This is a genomic window from Rathayibacter oskolensis (genome assembly GCF_900177245.1).
Taxonomy (GTDB): domain Bacteria; phylum Actinomycetota; class Actinomycetes; order Actinomycetales; family Microbacteriaceae; genus Rathayibacter; species Rathayibacter oskolensis.
The window spans coordinates 141,927-168,101 of the sequence record NZ_FXBM01000003.1; the positions used below are offsets into that span (position 1 = coordinate 141,927).

Sequence of the window (26,175 nt, forward strand, 5' to 3'; positions counted from 1 at the left end):
GAGAACACGCCCCCTCCCGGCGCCATCGATCCGTCACGAACGGCCCGTCAGAACGCCCGGGACGGGCCGTCTCCGACCGATCGATCGCCGCGGAGACCGGGGTCAGGCGACCGAGGAGCCGCTGCCCCAGAGCGGGTGCGTCGTCACCACGACGACGACGAGCGCCAGTGCGCCCGCGACGAGTGCCGCCTCCGCCAGCGAGACGGGGCGTCGCGACACCGCTCGCCCGAACAGCAGGGCCGCGTGCACTCCGCCGATGACCACGGCCCAGACCAGGACCGCCCAGCCCAGGAGCGAGCTGAGCATGTAGAGGGTCTCGGCGTCGTCGTTCAGGGGGCCGATCACGCCGGCGACCCCGAAGCACGCGGCCGAGAACGCGGCCAGGGCGAAGGAGGCGGCCGGTCCCGCCGGAGAGGTGCGCTCGTCGACTCGCTCCATGCTGCGAATCTAACCCCGGGACCGCCCCGCCGTCACGAGACGACGACGGATGTTCATCCGCGCGCGGGAGCATGGCGCCGTGACGAGCCGATCGCTTCGAGGCCCAGCCGTGATCGTGTGCGCGGCGGCGATCGGGATCCTGGGCCTCGCGATCGGTCTCGACGGCGTCCACTACGCCTGCAACGAGTCGGATCCGGCCTGGTGCACGGGCTTCCACGTGCCGTGGCCGGCTCTGCTCGTCGTCCTCGGCGCGACGGTCGCCCTGGCGGTCCTCGCCGCTGTCCGATGGCCGCGCGGGCTCCGCGGTCGGCGCTACGACCTGCTGATGCTCTTCCTGTTCGCGGGGTGCGTCACCGGCTGCGTCCTCGTGCTGCGCTCGACCTCGGAGTGGGTGTCCTGATCCGCGACTGTTGACCACCGCCTCCTGCACTGCGAAGCTGGCGGGCTTCGCCACTCGACCCGAGGAGCAGACCATGACCGACGAGTTCGTCGAGGCCAACCGCGCCAACTGGGATGCGCGAGTGGCCGACCACGTCATCGCCTATGCAGCGGAGGCGTTCGCCGACGACCCCGCGGCGAACCACGTGCTCACCGACCTCGCGCTGATGGCTCCGCACCTCCCGAACGGATCGGTCGAGGGTCTCGATCTCGTCCATCTGCAGTGCCACATCGGCACCGACTCCCTCAGCTGGGCGCGCCTGGGCGCCCGCGTCACGGGTACCGACTTCTCGGCGGAGGCGATCGCGGCGGCCCGCAGGCTCGCCGAGCGCGCGGGCGTCGACATCGACTTCGTGCAGACGCTCAACGACGACGCGCCGGCCGTGCTCGCCCGGCGGTTCGACGTGGTGTTCACCAGCGTCGGAGTGCTGGCCTGGCTGGCCGACCTCGACGCGTGGGCGCGCGCCGTCCACGCGCTGCTGCGGCCGGGCGGGCTGTTCTTCCTCCGGGAGGGGCACCCGATGATGAGCGCTCTGGCCTACGACCGCGACGACGACCTGGTCGTGGTCGACGAGCCCTACTTCCCGACGGGTGCCCCCCTGCGCTCCGACGACGGCGCCACGTACGCGAGCGACACGGTGCTCGAGGAGCACGCGACCACCTACCAGTGGCCGCACTCGCTCGCCGAGATCCTCGGGGCCGTCCTCGGCGCGGGGCTCACGATCGTCGCCTTCGACGAGCACACGACCCTGCCGTGGAAGGCCCTCCCCTCGCTCGTCCCGACGGCCGACGGATTCGCGCTGCCGAGCGGCCGTGAGCGCCTCCCCCTGATGTTCTCTCTGGCGGCCCGCCGCCCGGAGTGACACCGGCCGGGGCGCCGGCGGATCTCCCCCTCCCCGAGACCCCCGGCCGCCCCCGCCGTCATACCGATGAGACGAGCGGCGCGAGGATCCCCTCCGCGACGAGGACGTCGTCGGCCCGCTGGACGATCTCCACCACCTCCACCGCCTCGGCGAGACCCACCCGGGGCTCCCCGCCGCCTCGGATCGCGTCGACCAGGTCGACGTAGACCTCGTCGCCGAGCCGACCCGGCGGCTCCAGCCCGTCGACGACCCTCCGCCCGTCGCGGGTCGTGACCACCACTCGGGTGCCGTCATCGGCGACCGCCGTGCCCGCGCTGCCGAAGACGGTGAACCGCGGGGGCGCTGCCCAGCTCCGCCGGAAGACCTCGACCGTGGCGGTGACCCCCGACCCGAAGCCCAGGTCGACGGCGATCCAGCTCTCCACCTCGTCGCCCGGCTCCACCCGAGCACGGGCCGTCACGCTCTCGACCGGCTCCTCGATCAGGCGGAGCACCTGGTCGAGCGGGTGGGGGCCGATGACGCGTGCGACACCGCCTCCCGCGGCACGGCGGTGCGCCCACTCGAGAGGCGTCGCGCCGACGTGCGGAGCGCCCGGCGTGCTCGTCAGGTACCTGCCCTGGTGGCTCCTCGCGGCCACGACCCGCCACACCTCGCCGATCGCGCCGCCGCGGACGAGCCCGCGGAGCACCGCGTAGTCGGCCTCGAAGCGGCGCTGCTGGAACACGGCGAGGACGAGCCCGCGCTCCTCGGCTGTCCTCGTGAGGTCGACGGCCTCGGCGCTCGTGAGCGTGAACGGCTTGTCGACGAGCACGTGCTTCCCAGAGGCGAGCGCCGCTGCGGCGATCCGGTGATGGAGGTGGTGCGGAGTCGCGACGACGACCAGCTCGATCCCCGCGGCCGTCACCGCGTCCTCCCACCCGCGCACGACGTCGACCTGGTCCGGCAGCGCCGGGCCGACCCGTCCGCTCGCCGTCGCGACGAGCCTCAGCGCGAGGCCTCGATTCCTCAGCAGCGCGGGGAGGTGGTAGTGACCGCCGCTGTTGCCGGCACCGATCAGGGCGGTGGTGATCGGCGCGGTGGAGATCGGCGCCACGGCCGTCGGCGCCGTACCGATCCGAGCGGACGTCATCCGCCGAGCGCCTCGGCGACCGCGACCGGCCGCCCCTCTCGCGCGGCCGACAGGTAGGCGGCCTCCATGATCCCCATCGTCTTGAGGTTGTCGCGACCGCTGTGCAGCGGCTCGCGGCCCTCGAGCACCGCCTCGGCGAACTCCCGGCCGCTGTACCCGTAGCTCCTGGCCATCCACGGGTCGCGGACGTCGTCGGCGAACGTCGCGCTGTCGGAGCCGTCGACCAGTTCGGCGTCGCCTCGCGCCTCCCCCTCCATCGGGTTCGTGCGCGCCACCGTGAACGAGCCGCGATCGGTGTCCACCCGGGCGTCCTGCCGCGGGAGGCCGAGGCTCTTCCACGAGGAGGTCATCCGCGCGACGGAACCGTCGTCGAACTCGATCGAGAGGGTGGTGAACTGCTCGCCCGCGATGTCCTCGTCGCGACCGCGGCGGGTCACCGCGCCGACCGAGACCGGAGCCGCGCCGGCGAGCCACTGCAGCCGGTCGATGAGGTGGACGCTGTAGATCGCCATCTCGAGCCTGCGCTCGGTGGCGCGCCAGACGCCTCCTGTCTGCGGCCGGTTCTGGAAGCTGCGGGCCTCGAGGTACTCGATGCGCCCCGCACCGGGCTCGCGGAGCCTCCGCTCCAGCCACTGGTACTCGGGGAACCACCTGAAGTTCTGACTCACGGCGAGCACGACGCCGGCCTCCTCCGCCGCCCGGACGTAGCCGACGGCAGCGGCGCCCGTGGCGGCGAAGGGCTTCTCGATGAGCAGCGGGAGCGCCGCGGCGAGCGCCGGGTCGATGATCTCGTCGCGGACGGCGGGAGGAGTGAGGAGGACCAGCGCGTCCACCTCGCCCGAGGTGATCAGGGCGCCGGCATCGGTGAACCGACCGGCGATCCCGTAGCGATCGGCGAAGTCGACCAGGACCTCCTCGCGCGGATCGCACACCGCCGCCACCTCGATCACGTCGGAGGCGACGGACCGGTAGCCCGCGACGTGCTGGTGCGCCACCCACCCCGCCCCGATCAGTCCCACTCGCAGTCGCGCGGTCATGGCGTCGTCCTCTCCAGTCGGTACCACTGCGTCGCGGTGCCGCCCAGCACCCGGTCGAGGTCGGAGCCGCTCACGAGCGCCTCGAGGACGCCGACCTGATCGCGCCAGGCGGTCGCATACGGAGCACGCAGCTCGACCACGGGCCAGTTGCTGCCGACCATGGCGCGGTCGGGTCCGAACGCGTCGAGTGCCAGCTCGAAGGCGCGCCGCACGAAGGCGACGTCCCACGACGGCAGGGCGTCGAGCACGGCCACTCCGACCGAGAGCTTGATCGCGACCTGCTCACCGGCCGCGAGCTCGCCGATCGCCGCCGCCCAGGCCTCCCAACGGCCGTCGACCGGGGGAGCGGCGAGGTGGTCGACGACGATCCGGAGCTCGGGCAGCGCCCGCTGGAGCTTCGCGACCGACGCCCGCTGCTGGGGGGTGATCGGGACCACGTCCCAGGCGAGCCCCCTCGCGGCGATCTCGCGGAAGAGCGCGAGCGACTCCGGCGAGAGCAGCCAGTCGAGATCCCCGCGCCCGATCAGGCATCTGACGCCCGCCAGCCGCTCGGCCACCCCCCGGTCCTCGGCTCGGAGGCTCAGCTCCTCGAGGTGCCGCCGGGCCGCCACCGGCTCGTTCAGCGGCAGCCAGGCGACGACACCGGCGATTCCGGAGTCGGCTGCGGCGTAGGCGAGCAGTCTCTCGTTCTCGTCGGCGGCGTCGACCGACTGCATCAGGACGCTCCCGTCGACTCCCGCGTCGGAACGGAGGGCGCGGAACTCCTCGCCCTCGAAGGCGCGGCGCAGGTTCGCGTCGTCGTCCGGCCGCCAGCCCTGATCCGCGATCGCGGACGCCGGCCACAGGTGGTGGTGCGCGTCGATCACGCTCACGGCCGCTCCTCCTGACCGAAGCTCGGCGGGCGCTTCTCGAGGAAGGCGGCGACGCCCTCCCGGAAGTCCGCACCGCCGTAGACCTCTCGGTACACGTCGTCGACGTCGAGCTCCAGCAACCGCTGGTCGATGCGCCGCTCCATCTCCTTGAACGAGCGGAGGCTCGCCGGCGAGCAGGATCGGACGGCGGTCAGGATCTCGGTCAGCCGCTCCTCCAGGGGTCCGCTGTCGAGGACCGCGGTGGTGAAGCCCGCCGCGGCGGCCTCGTCCGCGTCGAGGAGCCGCCCGGTGAGCAGCATCTCCGCCGTCCGGCGCCGTCCGAAGCAGGCCTGCAGGCGAGCGAGCGACGACGCCGAGAGGGTGTTGCCGACGGTCCGCGCGATCGGGGTGCCGAAGCGGGCGTCGGGGGTGCAGAGCACGAGGTCGCTGATCGCCGCCAGCACGAGGCCCCCTCCCACGCACGCCCCCTCGACCACCGACACGACGGGGATGCGCAGGTCGAGCAGCGCGGTCTGCACCCGGCGCATCCGCGCCTCGTACAGCACTCCCGCCTCGCCTCCGTCGATGTCGGCGAGGTGACGGATGTCGGTGCCTCCTGCGAAGGCGCCTCCCGCTCCGCGGAGGACCAGCGCGCGCACGGAGGCGTCGACGGCGAGGCGACCCAGCTCCTCCTCCAGCGCGTCGTACATCGGGTAGTCGATCGCGTTGCGCCGCTCCGGCTGCGACAGGGTCAGCGTGACGACGTCCAGGTCGCGGTCGACGATGACGCGGCCGGTCACCGGTGCGCCCCGTGGTCGGCTCCCGACTCCGCTCGCGCCGGCAGGACCTCGTCCTGGTGCTCCGCGAGCAGCGGCGGGTGCCGGTAGGTGCGCGCAGGCGTGACGCTGAACTTCACCGGGAAGCCGAGCGTCTTGACCTCCCCTTCGACGGGGTGCGGGATGGTCTGGACCATCTCGCGGTACTGCGTGTGCGGGTCGTCGATCATCTGCGCGTAGTCGAGGATCGGTCCCGCCGGGACCCCTCCTGCGAGCAGCCGGTCGACCCAGCGGTCGGTGTCGTCGGCGGCGAACTCGCCCTCGAGGATCTCGGCCAGCTCGGCCCGGTTGCGCATCCGCAGCGGGTTGGTGGCGAAGCGCTCGTCGTGCTCGAGGTCGGGTCGCTCGAGCGCGGCGCAGAGGAAGCCCCAGAGGCGCTGGTTGTTGGCGCCGACCGTCATGTAGCCGTCCCGGGTCTTGAAGGCCTGGTACGGAGCCGACATGCGGTGGGAGGAGCCGGTCGCCTTCGGCACGGTGCCGCTGGCCCAGTACTCCGTCGCCTCCCAGACCGAGAGGGCGATCGCCGACTCGAAGAGGGAGGTCTCGAGGCGCTGACCCTCCCCCGTGCGCAGCTTGTAGACGTACGCGGCGAGGATGCCGTAGACCGAGAAGAGGCCCGAGCCGAGGTCGGCGACGGGCACTCCCGCCTTGACCGGCGCGCCCCCCGGGGTCCCCGTCACGCTCATCACTCCGGCCATGCCCTGGGCGATGAGGTCGTAGCCGGGCCGCTGCGCATACGGGCCGGAGTGGCCGAACCCCGAGATGCTGGCGTAGATGAGCCCCGGGTTCACGCGCTTCAGCGTCTCGTAGTCGATGCCGAGCCGCTCGGTCACTCCGGGCCGGTAGTTCTCGATCAGCAGGTCGGCCGACTCGACGAGCGTGATCAGATCCTGCCGGCCCTGCTCGGAGCGCAGATCGAGCACGACGCTGCGCTTGTTGCGGTTGAGGGCGAAGAACGCCGGGCCGTCGTCCCCCTTGCCCGAGCGGCCCCAGGAGTGCCGCGTCTGGTCGCCGCCACCGGGTGGCTCGACCTTGATCACGTCCGCGCCGAGGTCGGCGAGGAGCATCGTCGTGAAGGGACCCGCCATGACCTGCGTGAGGTCGATGACGCGCATCCCTTCGAGGGCCTGTGGCTGCATGACTCGGTGTCCTTCGTTCGTGGGAGTGGCGGGCGGAGGTGAGACGGGGCCGGCGGGCCCCGCCCCACGTCGTCACCCGAGCAGGCCTTCGGCCTCCTGCACGAACTGCTCCGCGGCCTCCTCGGCCGAGAGTTCGCCGAAGGAGACCTGCTGGTAGTAGCGCGTCAGGTTCTGCTGGAAGATGCTCGCGTAGCCCTTGCCGTAGACCGCGGGCGGCACGTCCTGAGCGGCGACCTGGGCGTAGAGCTCCAGCTCCGCCTTCTTCGCGGGGGAGGTCGCCGGGTCGTCGACGATCAGCTCCAGGTTCTCGGTGTTGACGGTGGCGCCGTTGTCCGAGGCGTAGGCGACCGCCGCATCCGGGTCGTTGACGAAGAAGTCGATGAAGGAGGCGGCCGTGGCGACGTTCTCGCAGTTGGCCGAGATCGAGAGGCCCGACACCCAGAAGGCGTTGCCGTAGCCGTCGGGTCCCGCGGGGAGCGGGAACGCCTGCAGCACGTTGCCGGGTGCGGCGACGTCGATCGTGGCCTGCGCGGTCCCGAGACCGTTCGCCGGCCAGAACACGGTCGCCTGACCGCCGGAGCTGAACGGGAGCTGCTCCAGCGGGAGCCCGGTCTGCTCGGAGGCGATCTCGGGCGAGACCGCGGCACCCGACTCCTGGAGCGCGTTCGCGTACTCCCAGAACTCGACCAGGTCCTCGGCCTCGAAGCCGAGACCGCCGTCCTCGTAGAGGTCGGTGCCGTGGCTGCGCAGCCACGCCTCGAGGACGTCCTGCTGATTGCCGATGATGCCCATCGCGGGCGAGCCGGTCCCCGCCGCGAGGTCGTTCGCCCAGTCGGCGACCCACTCCCAGTCGTAGCCCTCCTCGGGCAGGTCGAGTCCCTGGGCCTGGACGAGGGTGGTGTTCACGAGCATGGAGCCGAAGGCGGCGCCGTAGGGGATCATGTAGAGCTTGCCGTCGCTCCCGCGACCGCTCTCGACGACGCTCTCCGGGATGTTCGAGACGTCGATGGCTCCGGAGTCGACGAGGTCGTCGAGGGGCATCAGGGCTCCGCGGTCGCTGAAGTCGGCCATGGTGCGGTTCTGCATCTGGGGGACGCACGGCATGTTCTTGCCGGCGGCCTGGACGGTCGCCTGCTCGAAGTAGGCGGCGAACTCGGCGGTCGTTCCCTGCACCGTGACCTCGGGGTTCGCCTCCTGGTAGAGGTCGATGACCGCCTGGGTCCTGTCGTTGCGGGCCGGGCCGCCCCACCAGGCGTACTGGATGTCGCCGGCGACCTCTCCGTCGGTGGCGGCGGGCTCGGTGCCACCGGCCTGGCAGGCCGTGAGGCCGAGCATCGCGGTGAGTGCCAGCGACGCCATCGTCAGCGAGCGTGATCTCTTCATGTCGATCTCCTTGTGAATGGGGGTGCTGTGGTGGTGCGTCATTTGAGTCCGGTCGTCGCGATGCCCTGGGTGAGCAGTCGCTGCGACGCGAGGAAGAAGGCGACGAGCGGAGTGATCGAGAGGGTCGCCATGGCGAACAGCGCCCCGATCGAGGACTGGCCCGTCGAGTCGACGAACTGCACGAGCCCCTGGGGGACCGTGTAGAGCGCCGTGTCGCTGATGTAGAGCCGCGGGCCGAGGAAGTCGTTCCAGGTCGCGATGAAGGTGAACATCGCGGTCGTGGCGATCGCCGGCCCGAGCAGCGGCACGATCACGCGGCGGAAGATGCCCCAGTCGCCGCAGCCGTCCAGACGGGCCGCCTCGTCGAGCTCCCTCGGGAGCCCGCGGATGAACTGGACGGTGAGGAAGACGAAGAAGGCGTCGGTCGCGAGGAACTTCGGCACGACGAGCGGCAGGTAGCTGTTCAGCCATCCCAGCTCGTTGAAGAGGATGTACTGCGGCACGATCGTGACCTGGTAGGGCAGGAGCAGCGTCCCCATGAGCACCGCGAACAGGGTGCGCTTGAACGGGAACCGGAGCCGCGCGAAGGCGTACCCGGTCAGGGTGCAGGCGACGACGTTGCCGACGACGCACAGGATCGCCAGGACGAACGAGTTGAAGAAGAAGACGCCGAAGTTCAGCGTCGCGGTCGACGTCAGCCCGGCAGAGTAGTTCTCGAGCGTGAAGTCGCCGGTGAACGGCAGCAGGCTCGACCCGATCTGGGCGTTCGGCTTGAAGGACGCGTCGACCATCCAGATGACGGGGTAGAGCATCACGACGAGCACCGCGATGGTCACCGCGTGCCGCGCCCAGCCGGCGAGCAGGCGGTTGCCCGTCGGGCGTCGAGCGAGGAGCGGGCTCCGGCGGCGCGGGGCATCGTCCGGTCCGTCCGGCTGCGCCGGACGAGCATCGAGGGATGGTGAGACGGTCACGAGTCCTCCCCGTAGAAAACCCAGTAGCGGGTGCTCCAGAACAGGACCGCCGTGATGGCGGCGAGGCCGAGCAGGAGCGCCCAGGCGAGTGCGGAGGCGTAGCCCATCTGGAAGTCGACGAAGCCGCGCAGGTAGAGGTAGACGGTGTAGAGCAGCAGCGAGTCGGCCGGTTGGCCGGTGCCGCCGCTGATCACGTAGGCCGGCGTGAACGACTGCAGAGCGTTCACGATGGTGAGCAGGCCGTTGAAGAAGATGACCGGCGTGAGGTGCGGCAGCGTGATCGTCGTGAACCGCTGCAGCCTGGATGCGCCGTCGAGCTGGGCGGCCTCGTAGTAGGCGTCCGGGATCTGCCGCAGACCGGCGAGGAAGATCACCATCGTGCTGCCGAAGGTCCAGATGCTGAGGGCGATGACCGTGATCAGGGCCGTCGACGGATTGCCGACCCAGCTCGGCCCGTCGATGCCGACGAGCCCGAGGACGGCGTTCACGATGCCCTCCGACCCGAACACCTGGATCCAGAGCACGGCGATCGCGACGCTGCCGCCGAGGAGGGACGGCAGGTAGAAGAGGGCCCGGTAGATCCCGAGGAAGCGCATGCCCCGGTTGAGGAACATCGCGAGGAGCAGCGAGAAGACCAGGATCCCCGGGACCGAGATCGCGGTGTAGAGCGCGGTGACCCCGACCGTCTTCAGGAACCTCGGGTCGGCCGTCAGCATCCGCTCGTAGTTGTCGAGCCCGATGAACTCCGGCGTCCCGATCAGGTCGTAGCGGGTGAACGAGAGGTAGAGGGAGGCGATCATCGGACCGAGCACGATCACGACGAGACCGATCAGCCAGGGGCTGAGGAACGCGTAGGCCGAGAGCGCCTCGCGACGGCGCTGCCGCTTCTGCATCGCGTTGCGCGGCGGGACAGGCTTCGGGCCGTGGTCGGCCTCGCCCGGGTCGACCGGGACGAGGTCGGCGACCAGCCCGCTCATGCCGCCACCTCCGTGGAGTCGCGGTGGGCCCGCTCCTCCACAGACGTCGCGAGGATCTGCGACAGCAGGGCGGCGAGGGGCAGCGACAGCTTCGACTGACGCCCTGTCGCGACGATGTCCCACAGGTCCTTGCTCCAGGGCCGGTACTCGACCGGGGTCCCGCTGCGGTCGTAGTCGAGGGCGAGCTTGTCGAAGAAGCCCCAGTTGCGAGCGACCCAGCTGTCTCCGGTGGCACCCTCCAGTGTCGAGAGCGCGACCGACCGGTCGACGCCGAACTCCTCCGCGAGGGCGAGTCCCTCGTAGAGCGCCTGGAGGGCGGCGAGCATCGAGAGCTGGTTCGCGAGCTTGAGGGCGGCGCCGGCGCCGACCGGGCCGGCCGCGACGACCGAGCCGAGCGCCTCGAGCACGGTCCTGCCGGAGGGACCGGCGTCGCCGCCGAGCATGATCGTCAGCTCGCCCTTCCGAGCCCGCGCTGCTCCCCCGCTCACCGGCGCGTCGTGGAGGGACACCCCGCGAGCGGAGGCCTCCTCCGCGAGGCGGATCACCGTCGGGGGCAGGAGCGTGCTGTGCAGGAGCACGTGCGTCCCCGACTCCAGCTCGTCGATCAGGCCCGAGCCGAACAGGACGGACTCGACGGCGTCGTCGTCGGGAACGGCGACGCACACGACCTCGCACGACGCGAGGTCACGGGGCTGGGCGACCCCCTCGCCCCCGGCCTCGCGCAGGCGCTGCACGGGCCGGTCGTCGAGGTCTGCGCCCGAGACCCGGAAGCCGGCGTCTCTGAGACTGAGTGCCATCGGCAGTCCGATGTCGCCGAGTCCGATGAAGGCCACTTGCATGCTCTCTCTCCTTTGAAAGGCGCCGGCTCCCGAGGGGCGGCTGGTCAGTCGATCTGGACGGTGTCGTCGAGCGACCAGCCGAGCTGCTCGTACATGCGTCGGCGACCGCGCTTGTCGTTGTCCGACTCCTGGCGCGCGTACTTCACGACGTCCTCGACGTGCTCGAGCGGGACGACGATCACGCCGTCGCCGTCGCCGACGACGATGTCGCCGGGCTTGACCAGCTGGTTGCCGACGGTGATGGCGACGTTGTGCTCGAGGTACTCGATGCGGCCCTGGGTCATCGTCTGGTTGATGTACTGCGCGAAGACCGGCACCTTCTGGATGCGGCACTCGTCCACGTCGCGGACGCCGCCGGAGCTGACGACGCCCTGCGCCCCCTTGAGGTGGAAGTTCAGCGTGTTCCACGAGCCGAGCTGGCCGACTCCCTGGTCGGGAGCCTCGATGACCACCACGTCCCCCTTGGTGATCTCCTCGGCGTAGGGCTCGATGTGGACCTCCTTGTACCAGTAGTCGCGCGCCCAGGCGGTGTACTCGTCGGGCGTCATGAACGGCGCCTGGCGCTGGCTCGCGGTCAGGCGGACGGTCAGCGCCGGTCCGGCGAGACGTGCTCCCTCGAAGAGCGGCCGGATGTCGCGGTGCATCGAGCCCTTGCTGAACAGACCGATCCAGTCCATCCCGTCGCGGACGTCGGAGACCCGCAGGCCGTCGAAGAGCTTCTCGATCTCGGCGTATTCCATGGTGCTTCCTTTCATCGGTGGTTCTCGTCGCGTCACCACGTCGTGGCGACGTACTTCGTCTCGACGTACTCGTGGATCCCCTCGTGCGAGCCCTCGCGGCCGAGGCCGCTCTGCTTCACGCCGCCGAAGGGAGCGGCCGGATCCGAGACCAGGCCGCGGTTGAGCGCGATCATCCCGGCCTGGAGTCGTCCTGCCAGTCGCAGTCCTCGGCCCAGGTCGGAGGTGTAGAGGTAGGACACGAGCCCGTGCTCGGTGTCGTTGGCGGCGGCGACCGCCTCCTGCTCGCTGTCGAAGCGCACGACAGGGGCGACCGGGCCGAAGACCTCCTCGCGCAGGATGCGGGCGTCCGCGGGCACATCGACGAGGACCGTCGGCGGGTAGAAGTGCCCGGGCCCGGCCGAGGCGGCGCCCCCCGTCACCACGCGTGCCCCCCGGGCGACCGCGTCGTCGACGAGCGACCGCACCTTCTCCACGGCCTCGGCCGTGATGAGCGGACCGCACTCGGTTCCCGCATCGGCCGCGTCTCCGACCACGACCTCCGCCATGCGGGCGCTGAGCGCCTCGACGAAGCGGTCGTGGACACGGGAGTCGACGTAGAACCGGTTGGCCGCGGTGCAGGCCTGCCCGCCGTTGCGCATCTTGGCGATCATCGCGCCGTCGACGGCCGCGTCGACGTCCGCGTCGTCGAAGACCAGGAACGGGGCGTTCCCACCGAGCTCCATGGTGGTCTTGACGACGCGGCGCGCGGCCTGCGCGAGCAGGATGCGGCCCACCTCGGTCGAGCCGGTGAACGAGAGGAGCGCGACGCGCTCGTCCTCGAGGAGCGCCGAGACGACCTCGGGCGCGCGGTCGGTCACCACGACCTCGAGGACCCCGGCGGGCAGACCCGCCTCGGTCAGGATGTCGGCGATCGCGAGAGCCGTCAGCGGTGTCTCGGCGGCGGGCTTGAGGATCGCCGAGCACCCCGCCGCGAGAGCCGGTCCGATCTTGCGCGTGGCCATGGCCGCCGGGAAGTTCCAGGGGGTGACGAGCAGGCACAGGCCGATCGGTTCGTGACTGACGAGCACCCGATTGGTCCCGCCCGGGTTCTCGAACAGCTCCCCGCGCAGTCGCACGGCCTCCTCGGCGTACCAGCGGAAGTACTCCGCCGCGTAGGCGACCTCGGCGAGGGCGTCGGCGCGCGACTTGCCGTTCTCGAGGGAGATGAGCGCGGCGAGCGCCTCCCGTCTCTCGGTCATGATCCGGAAGGTGCTCATCAGCACGTCGCTCCGGCGCCTCGCGGAGCTCGACGCCCACTCGACTCCGGCAGCGGCCGCGCGATCGGCCGCCTCGAGCGCCTCGGCGACGCCGGCGGAGGCGAGACGCGCGAGCACCTGCCCGGTGGCGGGGTTCTCGACCGCGAGGGTCGGCCCGCCGCTCTCCTGCTGCTCCACTCCGGACAGCCAGTCCTCGACTCCGATGCTCATCAGGCGCGGTTCCCTTCGCTCGTGCCGCCGACGGTCGACAGCGTTCCGGCTTCCGCGCCACGCAGGATCGATCCGGCGGAGTCGTCCATCGCTCGCGGGTTGTTCTCGCTCAGGCGGACGGCCGCGCGTCCCTGCTCGAGGGCCCAGTCGAGACGGGAGGGATCGAATCCGATCTGCCCCAGCTCGGTCGGGACGCCGACGCGGGCGAGGAACTCCTGCACCAGGCGCGGAGCGGCCTCGGCGAGCTCGCCCTCGTCGTCCCCCTCCCCGCCGAAGCGGCGGGCGATCTCGGCGAACTCCGCCACCCGGTGGGCCCGGTTGAACTCCATGACGTAGGGCAGGAGCAGCCCCACGCCGACTCCGTGCGGAGTCCCCGTCAGCGCGCCGATCGGGTACTGCAGCGCGTGGGCCGCAGCGGTCCCGGCCGTCCCGAAGGCGAGGCCGCCCATCAGCGATCCGTACATGACGAGGGCACGCGCGTGGATGTCGTCCGGCGTCGTATAGGCGCGGAGGAGGCCGGCTGCGATGGCGCTGATCCCCTGGAGGCAGAAGGCGTCCGTGATCTCGCCGCGCCCCACGAAGACGCGCGAGCCGGCCAGATCGGCGTCGGGCGCACGCCGGACGGAGGTGTAGGCCTCGATGCAGTGGGCCAGGGCGTCCGCTCCCGCGCTCGCCGTCACCCCCGGCGGGCAGCTCACGGTGAGCTCGGGATCGCAGATCGCGGCGACCGGGATGAGGTGCGGGCTCGAGATGCCGACCTTGGTCGCCCGCTCCGGATCGGTGAGCACGGCGACCGGAGTGACTTCCGATCCGGTTCCGGCGGTCGTGGGCACCGCGATGAGGGGGAGGATCGGCCCCGGGACCTTGAACTCGCCGTAGTAGTCGCGGGGTTCGCCGCCGTGGGCGGCGATGCAGGCCACGACCTTGGCGAGATCGATGCACGACCCGCCGCCGACCGCGATGAAGAGGTCCGAACCCGCTGCCCGCGCCGCGTCGACCGCCGCCATGATCGACGCCGTCGGCAGCTCGGGGACCACGCCCGAGAAGGTCGTGTGGGCGACTCCGGCGCGGTCCAGCAGCGCCAGCAGGGCGGTGAACTCGGGGTCGGTCTCGAAGAAGGGGTCGACGCAGACGAAGGCGCGGCCGCCGAGCCGGGGAGCGATCCACTCGAGAGCGGCGCGCTGGCCGGCTCCGAAGACGAGCTCGCGCGGCGCACGGAGGGCGGCGAAGAGAGGGGGACTCGCGTCGATGGTCGGTGCGGAGTTCTGGCGAGCAGCGTGCGTCGACAACGAGGGCCCCAAACGTCGGTGGTCGGGTGGAAGAAGAGATTGAATCCGATCGGATCGGATCCGACAGGGACGACATTACGAGGGCGGGGATTCGGTGTCAAGCACCACAAATTCGCCATTCCTCCCTTCGGAGGTGCATGACGGCCGTCGTAAAGCGACGCTCTGCGGTCATCTCCTTCGACGAGAGTGCCCCGATACGATAGGATCCGCGGGAGTTGCGAAAAGAGGAGGCGGCCGTGGAGAACACCGCGATCCCAGTCGACCCGGGGCTCGCCCTCCGAGAGGCGTCGGGCCGCGCCCCCGTCGGGGACTCCGTCTACCAGGAGCTGCTGGCCCGAGTGCTCTCCGCCGAGCTCGGAGCCGGGGACCGCATCACGATCGACGCTCTGGTGCGCGAGATGGGGGTCTCGCAGACCCCCATCCGAGAGGCGCTGCACCGTCTGGCCGCCGATGGCATCGTGGTGCGGAACCACCATGCCGGCTACCGCGTCGCTCCCGAGCTCAGTCGCGAGCAGTTCGAGGAGCTGATCGTCATCCGCCAGCTCCTCGAGCCGGCAGCCGCGCGGGGGGCGGCGCACATCCTCACCGTCGACGAGCTGGACGAGCTCGCGGGCATCGCCACCCGGATGAGCACGCTCCTGACGGAGGCGGGCCGCGGGTACGCCGAGTTCTCGCGTCTCGACGCCGAGTTCCACGACGTGATCGCGAGGTCGTGCGGCAACCGCTTCATCCACGACTCGCTCGCGCGGCTGCACACGCACGCCCACCTGTTCAGACTCTCGAAGGACAGCCTGATCACCAGCCTCGCCCTCGACGAGCACGCCGCGATCCTCGACGCACTCCGGCTCCGCGACGCGGGCGAGGCGTCCTTCGCGATGCGCCGTCACATCGACGCGTCCGCCGACCGCTTCCGCGGCAGCTTCACCGACTCCGCACGCTGACGCGATGGCCGTTCACAGGGAGGTCGGCCCGCGGCCGTCAGTCGAGCTGCGCCGCGCGGCGGGCCGTCGCGACGAACACCGGCCGCACCCGCTCCCACCCGTCGAGATAGCCGCCGACCATCGCCGCATCCCGGAGGAGCACCAGCTGCGCCGCCGCGGCCGCCGGCTCGTCGACATCGGCGGCTGCCAGCAGGCTCTCGAGCGTCGAGCGGAACCACTCCCGGTGGACCGTCACGTCGCGCCGCACGGCGCTGCCCGGATCGGGGTACTCGGCCGCCGCGTTGATGAACGGGCAGCCCCTCGTGTGCAGCCGGGCGATGTCGTCGCTGAGTCCGTCGATCACCAGCCCGAGCAGCACCTTCGGATCCTCCGACTGCTCCCCCGCGCGCTCGAAGGCACCGCGGATCGTCGCGTCCTCGACTCCGAGATAGGCCCTGACCAGGTCCTCCTTGCCCGGGAAGTAGCGATAGAAGGTCGCTCTGGTGACCCCCGCCTCCGTCAGCACCCGATCGACTCCGACCGCATGGATGCCCTCGCGGTAGAACAGCTCGACCGCTGTTCCCAGCAGCCGCTCTCGCGCGACCGACTCGCCCGCCTCCGTCGTCCTCTTCACCACGGAGCCAGTATAGAACGATCATTCTGTTTTTCTTGACACCGTCAGGCTCCGGGGTCTAGCTTCTCCAACAAGCAGAACGATCGTTCTGTTCATCGGCAGCACGACCTGCAGGAGACGCGACCATGACCGAAGAACCGACCCCCATCGTCCTCATCCACGGCCTCTGGATGACCCCGAAGAGCTGGGACACCTGGGCCGAGTACTTCCGCAGCCGCGGGCACGAGGTCATCGTCCCCGGCTGGCCCGGCATCGACGACCGCGAGGTCGCCGACATCCGCTCGAACCCGGAGGCCCTCAAGGGGATCGGCATCACCCGCATCGTCGACCACTACGACCGCATCATCCGCGCACTGCCCCGGAAGCCGATCATCATGGGCCACTCCTTCGGCGGCCTCTTCACCCAGATGCTCGCCGATCGCGGCCTCGGCGCCGCCTACGTCGGCGTCACGCCCGGGCAGCCCGCCGGCATCACCACCCTGCCCCTCTCGACACTCCGCACCGGGTTCCCGATCCTCCGGAACCCCTTCGCGAAGGGCGACGCCTCGCCGATCTCGCGCGCGCACTTCCACTTCACCTTCGGCAACGACCTCTCGCGCGAGGCGTCCGACCGCATCTGGGACGAGTACGCGGTCAACTCCTACAACACCGTCTTCTTCGAGGGAGTCGCCGCGGCCTTCGACGAGAAGAACGGGGCGAGCCACGTCGACTACGCCCGTGCCGACCGCGCCCCGCTGCTGATCATCACGGGAGGGATCGACCACGTCGTCCCGCCGAGCATCGGCCGTGCGATCGTCGCGAAGTACACGGGCACGGGAAGCCCGGCGACCGTCGACTACCGCGAGTTCCCCGGGCGCACGCACCGCATCGTCAGCCAGGACGGCTGGCAGGAGGTCGCCGAGTACGCGCTCGACTGGGCGGTCGAGCACTCCGCGCGCTGACCACCCCACCGAGGGAACCCGTTCCCGCCGAGACACCGTCGCGCACGGGCTCCCTCGGCGAGAACGGGTTCCCTCGGCGGGCAGCGGCAGCGCCTCAGAGCGCGATGACCACGCTCTTCGTCTCGCAGAACGAGCGCAGCGCCTCCTCGCCCAGGTCGCGGCCCAGCCCCGACTCCCCCACGCCGCCGAACGACAGCGCCGGGTCGAAGAGGTTGTACGTGTTGACCCAGACGGTCCCCGCCCGGAGGCGCCGCCCCATGCGGTGCGCCCGCGACAGATCCCGCGTCCACACCCCCGCGGCGAGGCCGTAGCTCTGGTCGTTCGCGATCCGCACCGCGTCGTCCTCGTCGTCGAACGGGATGATGCCGACGACCGGGCCGAAGATCTCCTCGCGCGCGATGGTCATCGAGTTCGTGACCCCGGTGAACAGCGTGGGCTCGACGTAGTAGCCCGGGCGATCGGGCACACCGCCGCCGACGGCGACCACCGCGCCCTCCGCCTCGCCCTTCGCGATGTAGCCGAGAACCTGCTGGCGCTGCTCCTCCGACACCAGCGGCCCGACGGTCACTCCCCCGGCGAGTCCGTCGCCGAGCGAGACCCGGCGCACCGCCGAGGCCAGCCGCTCCGTCGCCTCCTTCAGGATCGAGCGCTGCACCAGCAGTCGACTGCCCGCCGTGCACATCTGGCCCAAGTGCCCGAAGGAGGCGCGCATCGCGGTGAGCACCGCCGCGTCGAGGTCCGCGTCCTCGAACACGATGTTCGGGCTCTTGCCGCCGAGCTCGAGGGTCAGGCGCTTGAAGTCGGCCGACGCGGCGGTCATCACCCGGCGTCCGACCTCGGTGCTGCCGGTGAACGAGACCTTGTCGACGTCGGGGTGCACGGTCAGCGCGGCGCCGACGCGACCGTCGCCGGTGAGCACGTTGACGACTCCGGAGGGGACGCCCGCCTCCTCGCACAGCGCCGCCAGGCGCAGCATCGTCAGCGGAGTCTGCTCGGCCGGCTTCACGATGACGGTGCAGCCCGCGGCGAGCGCCGGCGCGAGCTTGAAGCTCGCCGTCATGATCGGGAAGTTCCACGGGAGGATCAGCGCCGCGACGCCGACGGGCTCGAGCGTCGTGTAGACGTGGTGCTGCCCGCCGTCGACGGGGACGACGGTGCCGGTGAGGCGCGACGGAGCGCCCGCGTAGTAGCGGAACACGCGCGCCGAGGTCGCCGTGTCGGCGCGGGATCGCTCGATCGGCTTGCCGTTGTCGCGGGTCTCGAGCACCGCGAGCTCCTCGAGCCGATCCTCGATCAGATCGGCGACGCGGTTCAGGATCCGGCTGCGGTCGTGCGGGTTCATCCCGCTCCAGCGCGCGTCCTCGTGAGCGCGGCGGGCGGAGGCGACGGCCGCGTCGATCTCGGCGGGGCCGGCCTGCGGGACCCGCGTGAGCAGCTCCTCCGTGGCGGGGTCGATGATGTCGAGCAGCTCGGCGCCGTCGGGCGCGATCCACGCGCCGTCGACGAGGAAGGGCTCGATCGGCTCGAGGGGGGCGAGCGTGTCTCTCATGGGATTCCTCCGGTGCGGGGTGGGTCGGGCTGCGCGTCGCCGCGTCAGGGGCGCTCGAGCAGGCGGGCCGGCTCGACGACGCTGATGCGGTGCAGCACGTCGTCGGCGATACCGGAGTGGCGGAGCGCCGGCAGGACGCGCGCGGTCAGGTGGTCGAGGCCGTGTCCGCCGAAGCGGCGCAGCTGGCCCTTGGTCCAGGTGCTGTGGCCGAGCACCCAGCGGATGCCGGGATCGGTGCCGAGCAGCTCGAGCAGCGCGTCGAGGCGCTGCGGGTCGCTGGCGTTCCGGATGCGGCCGACGTGCGCGCCCTCGTTGCCGAAGCACATCTCGAGCACGGCGCCCGCCCGGCCGAGGTCGCGGAGGTAGGGCAGGTCGAGGAACTCGTCGACGGTGCTGAAGACGACACGGGAGGCGTCGACTCCCTCGGCGAGAACGTGCTCGAGCACCGCGAGCCCGTTGCGGGCATCGGCGGCGAGGCGCACGGTGATCGCCGAGCCGGTGGCGGCGGCAGCGCGGGCGGCCGCGGTGAGGCTGATCCGCTCCTGCTCGCCGGCCGGAGTCGCGAACGCGCCGGTCGTGCCCATCAGTCCGAGGATCCCGGCGCGGTAGTCGGTGCCGGGGATCGCGTCGGTGAGCGCGCGCTCGAAGAGGGCGGTGCGTCCGTCGACGTCGAGGGCGAGGTACCACTCGGGCAGGAGTCTCGGGAGGTAGGCGCCATAACCGGCTACGACGGTTACTCCTCCTGCGCGCGCCAGGGCGGGGAGGCGCTGGTGATCGGGGCCGAAGCCCAGCGAGCTGAGATCGACGGCGGCGCGGAGGCCGGCGGCCGAGCCTGCGCGCAGCTCGTCGGCGAGCAGCTCGGGGTCGTCGAGGCGGAGGTTGTCGGCGAGCGCGAGCTGACTCCAGCGGAGGGCGGCCGCGAGCTCGGCGGTGACGAGCCGGTCGGGGTCGAGCGCCTCGGCTCCGGGGCGCTGCAGAGCACTCGCGTCGGTGAGCAGGTGCTCGTGCATCGACACGGCGCCGAGGCTCGCGGACTCGACCGGACCGAGGACCGTCTGGATCGCCATCCCTCACCTTCCCCGCGACCTCGTGCCGCTGGATCCAATATACAGGCGCTTGGATCCATGGGCCTGACGACCGGCGCAGTCTGGTCGGCCGAGAGCGCGATCTCGGCCTTCTCCCAGACGAAGGGTCCGCCTCCCTGAGTAAACTCGATGCCAGCAAGGGGAGTACTCCCGACTGCGGTGAGCCCGTCACTACGGACGCGACAGAGCGTCCCGGGCCATCGGCTCCGCCACGAACCTCCGAGAGGTCGACGGCCGGAGTGGAGGAGACCTTGGTCCCGTCTCGACCACCCCTTGGAGTACCCCCGTGCAGGTCACCCCCGCCATCTGGCTGATCACCATCGCCGTGACGATCGCCTTCTTCGTCTACGAGTTCTTCGCTCACGTGCGCAAGCCCCACGAACCGACCATCGGTGAATCCGCTCGCTGGTCGGCGTTCTACATCGGTCTCGCGCTGCTCTTCGGCGTCGGGATCGGTCTCGTCTCCGACTGGCGCTACGGCGGCGAGTACTTCGCCGGCTACCTCACCGAGAAGGCGCTGTCGCTCGACAACCTGTTCATCTTCCTCATCATCATGAGCGGCTTCGCGGTGCCGAAGAAGTACCAGCAGAAGGTGCTGATGATCGGCATCGTCATCGCCCTGGTCATGCGCGGCGCCTTCATTGCCGTCGGCGCGGCGCTGATCGAGAACTTCTCGTGGGTCTTCTACCTGTTCGGCGCGCTGCTCTTCGTCCTCGCGTACCAGCAGATCAAGGGCGACCACGGCGATCCGTCGAACAACGCCTTCATGCGCCTCGTGCGCCGCGTCCTCCCCGTCACCGACGAGTACCACGGCGACAGGCTCACCGTGAAGAAGGACGGCCGCCGCTTCGTCACTCCGATGCTGCTGACCATCGTCGCCATCGGCTTCATCGACCTGGTCTTCGCGCTCGACTCGATCCCGGCCATCTACGGACTGACCAACGAGGCCTACATCGTCTTCACCGCCAACGCCTTCGCCCTCATGGGGCTGCGCCAGCTGTTCTTCCTCATCGGCGGCCTCCTCGAGCGCCTCGTCTACCTCAGCCAGGGCCTGGCCGTGATCCTCGGCTTCATCGCCGTCAAGCTCGTGCTCCACGCCCTGCACGTCAACGAGGTCCCCTTCATCAACGGCGGCGAGCCGCTGCTGTGGGTGCCCGAGATCCCGATCTGGTTCTCGCTGACCTTCATCGGGGCGACGATCGCGGTCGCGACGACCGCGAGCCTCCTGAAGACCCGCGGCGACCGCGGCAGGTCCGACCGCGCCACGGTCGAGGGCGAGCCGATCGAGACGGCGGCGGAGTCGCGCTCGGACGCGTAGTCCGCCCGCCCGTTGATCGAGTAGCCCGCGCAGCGGGCGTGCCGAGATCCACCAGCATCGGAAGGCCGAGTCAGAAGGCCGATCCACGGAAGCTGGCGGGTCTCGATACGCCCGTGCGGGCTACTCGACCAGCAGGCTTCTCAGTCGAACTCAGCGGCGGAGGATCTCGTCGCCGGCTCGTGTTGCGGACATGTCCCCAGTGAGCCCCCCTTGATTGGAGAAATCTTGAGCAAGGACATCCAGACCCTCATCTCCAAGGTCGCCCCGCGCATCACCCAGGAGCCGGAAGCGTTCCTGGCCGCTCTCGCGGTCAGCGAGGAAGCCTCTCGCAGCGGCAGAGGTCGTGCGCGCCGCCTCCGGCGTCTCGGCGTGACGGTGGGAGCAGCAATGCTCATCGCCGCCGGCGGCACGGCCGCAGCGGCCGCAGTGACGCAGTCGCTGCGGTGGCAGGCGCCGCAGTGACGCAGTCGCTGCGGTGGCAGGCGCCGAACAGTGTGGTGGCCGAAGCGGTCGACGCGACCGGTGCGGCCGGCCGAGCCGTCTCGGTGACGTTCATCCCGTCAGCCGTCTACGCTCCCGGTGTCGACGCAGCGACGCCAGGAGCCACCGAGGCGTTCCAGATCGCGCAGCAGTGGCTCACCGAGCACGCCTTCACCCTTCCGGTTCCCTCGGACGCGCAGACGCTCAGCGACGACCGCGCCGTGGAACTCGACGAGGCAGGGTCGCCGCCGAGGGTCGCGCTCGAACAGCAGGCGATCGCGGCGACCTCTTCCGGACTCTCCAGCGCGATCGGTGAGGGTCTGCCCGAGCTCGAAGCAGACCTCGCCGCCTACCTCGCCGACCAGGAGATCGGCCCGTCGCTGATCGTCATCGAGGTCAGCTCGGGCGTGTAAGAGGTTCAGCAGTGACGCCCGAGTCCGATGCGTCCGAGCGGATGCGTGCCGCGTTCGAAGCGAACGCGATCGATCTGCTCGCCTACCTCGAACGGCGCATCGAACCCCGCACCGCAGCCGCGGACGTCCTCGGCGACGCGGTGGAGGTCGCGTGGAAGAAGGTCCGAGCCCTGCCCCGAGAACCGGAGCAGGCGAGGATGTGGCTGTTCACCGTCGCGAAGAACACTCTCGCGAATCATCGGCGCGGGCTCGGCCGGCACCGCGCCGCCGTCGAGAAGCTCCGTGAAGTGCTGATCGTCGACCAGGCAGCGCACGGCGCCGACGATGTCGATCAGGCGGAGACTCGGATGATCGTGCAGCGCGCACTGGCATCACTGCGCCCGCAGGACGCAGAGCTGGTGCGGTTGGTCCACTGGGACGGATTCGCCCTCGCCGAAGTCGCAGCACTCGAGAGCCTGCCTGCGTCGACGGTCCGCTCCCGGTACGCGGTCGTGCTGCGGCACCTCGAGACCGTGCTCACCGCCGACTCCGAGAGGACAGCCCCCCACGATGCCTGAGCCGAGGATCCGCACCCCCGGCACCCTCGGCCTCATGACCCAGCTCCAGGTGAGCGCCTGACATCGCCCCAGGCGGTGGAGCGGTTTCCACCGAGCGCGCCACGACGCGCCGGCGGGAGGCCCCGGCCGGCGCGACGCGGTGTCGGTGACCTACTCGAACAGGGAGAGCGTCACGACGGAGGAGTAGTCGCCGGGCTCCACGTCGGGCTCCGTCTTGAGCGTGAGATCGGCGTCAGCGGTCCACGAGCCCTCGGGGTTCACGGCCTGCGAGTCCACGGCGAGGGCCAGGAGCTCCTGGTCGACGAGGCCGACCGCGTTCGGTCCGGAGTCGAGGACGGTGTCGACCTGGTCCCCTTCTGCGACGAGGCCCGAGGCGCCGCCGTCGATCAGGTGGGGCGTCCAGCCGAGGTGGTCCGCTCCGATCGAGGGCTGTCCGGAGTCGCCGGTGAACTCGGTCGTGGAGCCGAGCACGTACCAGCCGGCACCCTGAGGGATCTCGTCCGGGGCGCGGGTGTCGGTGATCGTGACGGTCGGCAGGGATCCTGTGAACCGGCGGACGGTCGGGGTGGAGCCGTTCTCGGTCAGGATGGCCGAGCTCCCCGCGACGGACATGGCGAGTACGCCGGGTGTCTCGATGGCGGGGATCGAGACGCTGACGTCGACGTCGTCGCTGCCGCGCTCGGTGTCGGCCGAGGCCGTGGCGGCGGCGACGGTGGTGAGGAGCAGTCCTCCGATCACTGCGGCCGCCGTGCGGCCCAGGAGAGCGGATGTGCATCGCATGGTGTGCTTCTTCCTCCGGCCGCGGTCGGCCGGGAGTCGTGCGGAACGAGGAGGAGGGGGGTGCCGGGTCGGGGAGATCGACCCAGCACCCCCTCGCGATCAGCAGGTGAGGGCGGGGTAGGCGGCGGTGATCGTGCCTGTCCGGTTGCTGGGGGCCCCCGAGGTCACCGTGACGGTCCCGGCGGCGATGCTCGTCGCGCGGGTCGTCTGAGCGGTCGTCGTGCTCTGACCCGGCGTGACCGACTTGGCGCTCTTGGAGCCCCAGGCCGACGTCGTGGTGATGTCGACGGGAATGGAGTCGCCGTTGGTCGCGACGGTGGTCAGCGTGACCTTTCCGGCGATGCAGCGCGGGGTCGCCTTCGCTGTGACCTTGAGCGAGGGCTGGGCGGTCTGGACGTTGCTGGTCGCGGTGACCAGCGGCGAGAGGGCGATCCAGTCGACGTTGGGCGCGGCCTTCGTGGCGTTGCCCAGGGTGAGGTTCCCGGTGCTCGTCGTGAGGTCGAGCGGGATGGTGTGCGTCCAGTAGCCCTTCCAGGAGTAGTTGTGCCGGAACGCTCCGCGCGACGTCGCCCCGCCCGCCTCGCTGATGTCGAGGAAGCGGGTGATGATGTCGGCGTTGTACTCGTGGCCCGTGTTCTTCTCGGCGTTGGAGTAGCGCACATCGAGGTCGTACGCGCCCGCTCCCGTGTTCGCCGGGCGGCTCACCTCCATCGTGCTCGACGCGTTCCCGCCGAGGTAGCCGACCTGCGTGCCCGACACGTTCGTGGGCTGGGCGACGGAGGAGACGCTCGCGCCTCCGCGGAGGGTCACCTTCGAGGAGTCCTCCGCCTCGATGCGCACCGTCCTGCTGTCGCCGTCCGCAGCGCGGACGGTCGTGAGCCCGGCGAGGTTCAGCGCTGCGGAGGAGCCGACCGTGATCTCGCTGATGCCCTTGGCGAGGTGCACGCGAGCGGTCGAGGTCCAGGTGCCCTGCTTGTCGGCGGAGAGCCCGAAGACCGGCCGGTCGTTGACGGCCAGCTTCAGAGCGGCGGCACCGGGGGTGGTGTAGTCCGCCTTGAGGTCGTAGTAGCCCGCGTCCCTGGCCGAGACGTAGAACGTCGCGGTCGAGCTGCTCGAGAGCGCCACGCTGCCGGCGGGTGCCGCGGTGCCGTACTGAGCGGTCGCGCCGTCGAGGCGAGCGAGGTTCGCGGGGTACGAGACGGTCTCGGATCCGCTCACGCGGGTGAGGTCGAACTTGTCGAGGGAGATGTCGGATCCGGGGAGCAGCGTGGTGCCGTCGGAGCTCATCCGTATGGAGAGCTGGTGGGCTCCCGCAGTGAGGTCGAGGAGCTTCTCGGCGCGCCCGCGGTAGGTCCAGCCGAAGCCGGCCTCGTACTCGATCAGCCCGGCGGAGGTGCCGTCGACGAAGAGGGCGTGGCGTCCGGGTCCGATGTTCGTCCCGTTGACGCCGGCGGTGACGCCGAGCCGGTACGTGCCGTTCTCGGGGACGGTGACGTTCCAGGTGAGGGAGGAGTTCGCCCTGTTCGTGCTGCCGACGTCGCGCTGACCGGAGGCCGCGAAGGACCACGCGTCGCTCATCGGCTGGTTGTAGGCGGTGACGTTGGCGAGGGTGGTGTTCTCGGCCTCGATGCTGGTGGACCAGGTGCCGTCGACCACGGGCTGAGCGGCCTGGGCGGGCGTGACGACGAGCTGGTACGCCGAGAGGCGGTCGTCGTTGGGGACGGTGATGTCGATCGCGCCGCTGCCGAGCGTGACGCGCTGGGAGGCGACGACCTTCGGGCTCTGCGCGGCGCCCTCCTGGCCCGTCCACTCCGCCTCGCGGACCTGGACGTCGACGGTGCTTCCGAAGACGGAGGTCGGCAGGTTGGCGAGGTCGAGGTGCACGTTCTTGGAGCCGCCGCCGAAGACGACCTCCGCCTCCTTCTTGGCGGTGTCGACGGTCGCGATGCCCTGCACGGTGTCGGCGACGTTGAGGCTCGGAGGCGTCAGCGCGACGGTGTTCCCGCTCATGTCGGCGTACCACTTCAGCATCCACCAGGCGCCGTTGGCGTCGTTGTTCTTCGCCATGTTGTCGTTGAGGTTGCCGGCGAAGGTCCAGTAGGCGGTCTGCGCGTCGACCTTCTTGTCCTCGAACATCGCGAGCCACTGCACGATCTGGCCCGGGACGGACATGTCGCGGCGCATGGCGTACTCGGTGATGTTGACGGGCAGCGTCGGGATGCCGAGGTCGCGCTCGATCTGCCGGTACTCGTCGAAGTGCGAGCGGAAGGTGGCGAGGTTGTCGATCCCGAGCTCGTGCCAGGTGAACATGTCGGGGAGCACGTTGTTGGCCTTGGCGTACGCGAGGATGTCGCGCGTGCGCTGGGGCTGCCACCTCGTGTCGCCCATGCCGGCGATCCTCGCCTCGGGGTAGACCGACTTGATGGTCTGGTAGACGGCCTTCCAGTCGGCGAGGTAGGTGTCCTTCATCGCTCCCCAGTCGGCATACCAGTTGCCGCCGTCGGGCTCGTTGAAGGGCGTGAAGATGTACTTCTCCGGGTGGTCCGACTCGGTCTTGATGCTGGTGACGACCGTGCGGACGATGTCGAGGTAGGTGGTGAAGTCGGTGGGGCGCTTGCCGCCGTTGTAGGCCCAGTCGGGGTAGTAGTCCTGGATGTTGGTCATGATGTACTGCCCGCCGGACTCGAAGAACTGGTCCTCGATCTCGAGCGGGTCGCCGTTGGGGTGCTGGGCTCCGTGCGGCGCCTTCTGGGTGACGTTCGTCGGATGAGCGCCCTCGGTGATGGCGTCGGTCGGGACTCCGTCGTCGCTGAGTCCGTAGAGCATGCCCGACGCGCCGCCCCTGAACGTTCCCGTGGAGGAGGCGAAGTCAACCGTGATGAGGTCCTCGTCGGCGGCGAAGGCGGGCGAGGCGAGGCCGGCACCGGTGGCGATCAGTGCAACGGTCGTCGCGAGGGCGAGTGGGCGTCCGAGGCGGGAACGGCCGGGGAGGCGTCCCTGCTGAGACGCTCGGAATCGGGGGAACGGCATGTGTGCACTCCTTCGTGCGGGCGGGGCGGCGCGGAGACCGGGGATGGTCTCGCGGTGGGGTGGGTCCGGGGG

At 70.6% G+C, this 26,175-nt stretch carries 26 protein-coding genes; 8 read left to right on the plus strand and 18 right to left on the minus strand.

Going from position 1 to position 26,175, the window contains the following annotated elements:
- Positions 1-102: 102 nt before the first annotated feature.
- Complete coding sequence (locus B9Y99_RS15730; protein WP_085477578.1) at positions 103-438, minus strand: hypothetical protein; 336 nt, start codon at positions 436-438, stop codon at positions 103-105.
- A gap of 109 nt (positions 439-547) precedes the next feature.
- On the opposite strand from B9Y99_RS15730, the gene B9Y99_RS15735 reads away from it, so the two are divergent.
- A complete protein-coding gene (locus B9Y99_RS15735; protein WP_085477579.1) occupies positions 548-838 on the plus strand; it encodes a hypothetical protein in 291 nt (96 codons plus the stop codon).
- A 73-nt stretch (positions 839-911) separates the two neighbouring features.
- Positions 912-1,739: a class I SAM-dependent methyltransferase gene (locus tag B9Y99_RS15740; protein WP_085477580.1), complete on the plus strand. Its 828-nt coding sequence runs from the start codon at positions 912-914 to the stop codon at positions 1,737-1,739.
- Between the two features lie 58 nt (positions 1,740-1,797).
- On the opposite strand, the gene B9Y99_RS15745 is transcribed toward B9Y99_RS15740, so the two are convergent.
- The 12 genes from B9Y99_RS15745 to B9Y99_RS15800 form a co-directional block, all read right to left on the minus strand.
- Positions 1,798-2,868 (minus strand): Gfo/Idh/MocA family protein, encoded by a 1,071-nt coding sequence (locus tag B9Y99_RS15745; protein WP_085477581.1) that lies wholly within the window; start codon positions 2,866-2,868, stop codon positions 1,798-1,800.
- A complete protein-coding gene (locus B9Y99_RS15750) occupies positions 2,865-3,905 on the minus strand; it encodes a Gfo/Idh/MocA family protein (protein ID WP_085477582.1) in 1,041 nt (346 codons plus the stop codon). Before B9Y99_RS15750 ends, B9Y99_RS15745 begins: the two co-directional genes overlap by 4 nt.
- Positions 3,902-4,777: an amidohydrolase family protein gene (locus B9Y99_RS15755; RefSeq protein WP_085477583.1), complete on the minus strand. Its 876-nt coding sequence runs from the start codon at positions 4,775-4,777 to the stop codon at positions 3,902-3,904. Before B9Y99_RS15755 ends, B9Y99_RS15750 begins: the two co-directional genes overlap by 4 nt.
- The gene (locus B9Y99_RS15760; protein ID WP_085477584.1) at positions 4,774-5,556 is read right to left on the minus strand and encodes an enoyl-CoA hydratase-related protein; all 783 of its coding nucleotides are present in this window, start codon (positions 5,554-5,556) and stop codon (positions 4,774-4,776) included. Before B9Y99_RS15760 ends, B9Y99_RS15755 begins: the two co-directional genes overlap by 4 nt.
- Positions 5,553-6,731, minus strand: a complete 1,179-nt coding sequence (locus B9Y99_RS15765) for a CaiB/BaiF CoA transferase family protein (protein WP_085477585.1) — start codon at positions 6,729-6,731, stop codon at positions 5,553-5,555. Before B9Y99_RS15765 ends, B9Y99_RS15760 begins: the two co-directional genes overlap by 4 nt.
- Positions 6,732-6,803: 72 nt before the next feature.
- The gene (locus tag B9Y99_RS15770) at positions 6,804-8,114 is read right to left on the minus strand and encodes an ABC transporter substrate-binding protein (RefSeq protein WP_085477586.1); all 1,311 of its coding nucleotides are present in this window, start codon (positions 8,112-8,114) and stop codon (positions 6,804-6,806) included.
- Between the two features lie 38 nt (positions 8,115-8,152).
- The gene (locus B9Y99_RS15775; RefSeq protein ID WP_085477587.1) at positions 8,153-9,085 is read right to left on the minus strand and encodes a carbohydrate ABC transporter permease; all 933 of its coding nucleotides are present in this window, start codon (positions 9,083-9,085) and stop codon (positions 8,153-8,155) included.
- A complete protein-coding gene (locus B9Y99_RS15780) occupies positions 9,082-9,978 on the minus strand; it encodes a carbohydrate ABC transporter permease (protein ID WP_165759666.1) in 897 nt (298 codons plus the stop codon). Before B9Y99_RS15780 ends, B9Y99_RS15775 begins: the two co-directional genes overlap by 4 nt.
- 80 nt (positions 9,979-10,058) lie before the next feature.
- Positions 10,059-10,901 carry an NAD(P)-dependent oxidoreductase gene (locus tag B9Y99_RS15785; protein WP_085477589.1) on the minus strand — a complete coding sequence of 281 codons (843 nt, stop codon included), beginning with the start codon at positions 10,899-10,901 and terminating at the stop codon, positions 10,059-10,061.
- A 44-nt stretch (positions 10,902-10,945) separates the two neighbouring features.
- Positions 10,946-11,641, minus strand: a complete 696-nt coding sequence (locus B9Y99_RS15790; RefSeq protein WP_085477590.1) for an RraA family protein — start codon at positions 11,639-11,641, stop codon at positions 10,946-10,948.
- A gap of 32 nt (positions 11,642-11,673) precedes the next feature.
- Positions 11,674-13,107, minus strand: coding sequence for an NAD-dependent succinate-semialdehyde dehydrogenase (locus B9Y99_RS15795; protein WP_085477591.1), 1,434 nt, complete (start codon positions 13,105-13,107; stop codon positions 11,674-11,676).
- Positions 13,107-14,396, minus strand: a complete 1,290-nt coding sequence (locus B9Y99_RS15800) for an iron-containing alcohol dehydrogenase (protein WP_244274998.1) — start codon at positions 14,394-14,396, stop codon at positions 13,107-13,109. The genes B9Y99_RS15795 and B9Y99_RS15800 overlap by 1 nt, the downstream gene beginning before the upstream one ends.
- 236 nt (positions 14,397-14,632) lie before the next feature.
- Here B9Y99_RS15800 and B9Y99_RS15805 point away from each other — a divergent pair, with 236 nt between their 5' ends.
- Positions 14,633-15,337, plus strand: a complete 705-nt coding sequence (locus B9Y99_RS15805) for a GntR family transcriptional regulator (protein ID WP_085477592.1) — start codon at positions 14,633-14,635, stop codon at positions 15,335-15,337.
- A 37-nt stretch (positions 15,338-15,374) separates the two neighbouring features.
- On the opposite strand, the gene B9Y99_RS15810 is transcribed toward B9Y99_RS15805, so the two are convergent.
- Positions 15,375-15,953 carry a TetR/AcrR family transcriptional regulator gene (locus B9Y99_RS15810; RefSeq protein WP_129588080.1) on the minus strand — a complete coding sequence of 193 codons (579 nt, stop codon included), beginning with the start codon at positions 15,951-15,953 and terminating at the stop codon, positions 15,375-15,377.
- A 122-nt stretch (positions 15,954-16,075) separates the two neighbouring features.
- On the opposite strand from B9Y99_RS15810, the gene B9Y99_RS15815 reads away from it, so the two are divergent.
- Entirely contained in the window at positions 16,076-16,891 is an 816-nt protein-coding gene (locus B9Y99_RS15815) for an alpha/beta hydrolase (protein ID WP_085477593.1), read from the plus strand.
- Positions 16,892-16,985: 94 nt separating this feature from the next.
- On the opposite strand, the gene B9Y99_RS15820 is transcribed toward B9Y99_RS15815, so the two are convergent.
- Together B9Y99_RS15820 and B9Y99_RS15825 are read right to left on the minus strand one after the other, a co-directional pair.
- Entirely contained in the window at positions 16,986-18,440 is a 1,455-nt protein-coding gene (locus B9Y99_RS15820; protein ID WP_085477594.1) for an aldehyde dehydrogenase family protein, read from the minus strand.
- A 44-nt stretch (positions 18,441-18,484) separates the two neighbouring features.
- Positions 18,485-19,507 carry a phosphotriesterase family protein gene (locus tag B9Y99_RS15825; RefSeq protein WP_085477595.1) on the minus strand — a complete coding sequence of 341 codons (1,023 nt, stop codon included), beginning with the start codon at positions 19,505-19,507 and terminating at the stop codon, positions 18,485-18,487.
- A gap of 304 nt (positions 19,508-19,811) precedes the next feature.
- On the opposite strand from B9Y99_RS15825, the gene B9Y99_RS15830 reads away from it, so the two are divergent.
- From B9Y99_RS15830 to B9Y99_RS15845, 4 genes are all read left to right on the plus strand, one after another.
- Positions 19,812-20,843, plus strand: coding sequence for a TerC family protein (locus B9Y99_RS15830; protein WP_085477596.1), 1,032 nt, complete (start codon positions 19,812-19,814; stop codon positions 20,841-20,843).
- A 225-nt stretch (positions 20,844-21,068) separates the two neighbouring features.
- Positions 21,069-21,305 (plus strand): hypothetical protein, encoded by a 237-nt coding sequence (locus B9Y99_RS15835; RefSeq protein WP_085477597.1) that lies wholly within the window; start codon positions 21,069-21,071, stop codon positions 21,303-21,305.
- Entirely contained in the window at positions 21,302-21,736 is a 435-nt protein-coding gene (locus B9Y99_RS15840) for a hypothetical protein (protein ID WP_129588081.1), read from the plus strand. Before B9Y99_RS15835 ends, B9Y99_RS15840 begins: the two co-directional genes overlap by 4 nt.
- 11 nt (positions 21,737-21,747) lie before the next feature.
- Positions 21,748-22,293: an RNA polymerase sigma factor gene (locus tag B9Y99_RS15845; protein WP_085477599.1), complete on the plus strand. Its 546-nt coding sequence runs from the start codon at positions 21,748-21,750 to the stop codon at positions 22,291-22,293.
- Positions 22,294-22,443: 150 nt separating this feature from the next.
- Here the strand turns inward: B9Y99_RS15845 and B9Y99_RS15850 are convergent, their stop codons facing one another.
- Both B9Y99_RS15850 and B9Y99_RS15855 read right to left on the minus strand, forming a co-directional pair.
- Positions 22,444-23,073, minus strand: a complete 630-nt coding sequence (locus tag B9Y99_RS15850; protein WP_085477600.1) for a hypothetical protein — start codon at positions 23,071-23,073, stop codon at positions 22,444-22,446.
- 99 nt (positions 23,074-23,172) lie between these two features.
- On the minus strand, positions 23,173-26,103 hold the full coding sequence (locus tag B9Y99_RS15855) for a carbohydrate-binding protein (protein WP_085477601.1): 2,931 nt from the start codon (positions 26,101-26,103) through the stop codon (positions 23,173-23,175).
- Positions 26,104-26,175: the final 72 nt, after the last annotated feature.

What these genes read in the sequence shown, in the direction of transcription:
- B9Y99_RS15730 (WP_085477578.1), bottom strand. Translation starts at nt 438, where the DNA reads ATGGAGCGAGTCGACGAGCGCACCTCTCCGGCGGGACCGGCCGCCTCC.
- B9Y99_RS15740 (WP_085477580.1), top strand. Translation starts at nt 912, where the DNA reads ATGACCGACGAGTTCGTCGAGGCCAACCGCGCCAACTGGGATGCGCGA.
- B9Y99_RS15745 (WP_085477581.1), bottom strand. Translation starts at nt 2,868, where the DNA reads ATGACGTCCGCTCGGATCGGTACGGCGCCGACGGCCGTGGCGCCGATC.
- B9Y99_RS15750 (WP_085477582.1), bottom strand. Translation starts at nt 3,905, where the DNA reads ATGACCGCGCGACTGCGAGTGGGACTGATCGGGGCGGGGTGGGTGGCG.
- B9Y99_RS15765 (WP_085477585.1), bottom strand. Translation starts at nt 6,731, where the DNA reads ATGCAGCCACAGGCCCTCGAAGGGATGCGCGTCATCGACCTCACGCAG.
- B9Y99_RS15770 (WP_085477586.1), bottom strand. Translation starts at nt 8,114, where the DNA reads ATGAAGAGATCACGCTCGCTGACGATGGCGTCGCTGGCACTCACCGCG.
- B9Y99_RS15780 (WP_165759666.1), bottom strand. Translation starts at nt 9,978, where the DNA reads ATGCAGAAGCGGCAGCGCCGTCGCGAGGCGCTCTCGGCCTACGCGTTC.
- B9Y99_RS15785 (WP_085477589.1), bottom strand. Translation starts at nt 10,901, where the DNA reads ATGCAAGTGGCCTTCATCGGACTCGGCGACATCGGACTGCCGATGGCA.
- B9Y99_RS15790 (WP_085477590.1), bottom strand. Translation starts at nt 11,641, where the DNA reads ATGGAATACGCCGAGATCGAGAAGCTCTTCGACGGCCTGCGGGTCTCC.
- B9Y99_RS15795 (WP_085477591.1), bottom strand. Translation starts at nt 13,107, where the DNA reads ATGAGCATCGGAGTCGAGGACTGGCTGTCCGGAGTGGAGCAGCAGGAG.
- B9Y99_RS15815 (WP_085477593.1), top strand. Translation starts at nt 16,076, where the DNA reads ATGACCGAAGAACCGACCCCCATCGTCCTCATCCACGGCCTCTGGATG.
- B9Y99_RS15820 (WP_085477594.1), bottom strand. Translation starts at nt 18,440, where the DNA reads ATGAGAGACACGCTCGCCCCCCTCGAGCCGATCGAGCCCTTCCTCGTC.
- B9Y99_RS15825 (WP_085477595.1), bottom strand. Translation starts at nt 19,507, where the DNA reads ATGGCGATCCAGACGGTCCTCGGTCCGGTCGAGTCCGCGAGCCTCGGC.
- B9Y99_RS15850 (WP_085477600.1), bottom strand. Translation starts at nt 23,073, where the DNA reads ATGCGATGCACATCCGCTCTCCTGGGCCGCACGGCGGCCGCAGTGATC.
- B9Y99_RS15855 (WP_085477601.1), bottom strand. Translation starts at nt 26,103, where the DNA reads ATGCCGTTCCCCCGATTCCGAGCGTCTCAGCAGGGACGCCTCCCCGGC.